This is a genomic window from Kocuria cellulosilytica (genome assembly GCF_040981245.1).
GTDB lineage: Bacteria > Actinomycetota > Actinomycetes > Actinomycetales > Micrococcaceae > Kocuria > Kocuria cellulosilytica.
The window spans coordinates 1-519 of sequence record NZ_JAVFWZ010000144.1; the positions used below are offsets into that span (position 1 = coordinate 1).

General features: G+C 69.4%; 1 protein-coding gene. It reads left to right on the top strand.

Annotation, left to right across the window (positions count from 1 at the left end; all coding sequences use genetic code 11):
* Window positions 1-287: 287 nt before the first annotated feature.
* On the top strand, window positions 288-519 hold a 232-nt coding region (locus RCG67_RS17415; protein ID WP_368828074.1), incomplete at its 3' end, for an NAD-dependent epimerase/dehydratase family protein.

Genomic DNA, 519 nt, shown 5'->3' on the forward strand with positions numbered 1-519 from the left:
CAGCACGAAGGGGCGCCCTTTCCCCTGGTCGTTGAACCACAGTGCCACGGCTGGGTCGGTCGTCTCGTTCTCCATGGCATCAGTATCCTCACGGCCGAGGACACCGCAGCAGCCCCCGCTCAGCGGCGCCGGAGAGAACGCCGGTCCGCGGCAAGGTCCAGACGCACCGCGGGCCCTCCCGGCGCGGGTGCCGCTGTCACCGAGGAGAAATTCTTGGCTCTTCATCAGGGCGAGCGCTTGGATGGTGACCGGTGGCACGGATCCACGGAGCGCGGGGAGATGAAGCCATGAGAGTGCTGGTGCTGGGCGGGACGACGTTCATCGGTCGACGTGTGGTCGAACGTCTGCACCAGCGCGGCGATCAGGTGCTGGTCGTCCACCGCGGCCACCACGAGCCGGCATCCTGGGTGCCGGTGGCGCACCTGCACACGGACCGGGACGAGTTGTCCGGCCACCGTGGCCGGATCCGGGACTTCGGGCCGACCGCGGTCGTCGACACCTATGCCCTCACCCGGGGGG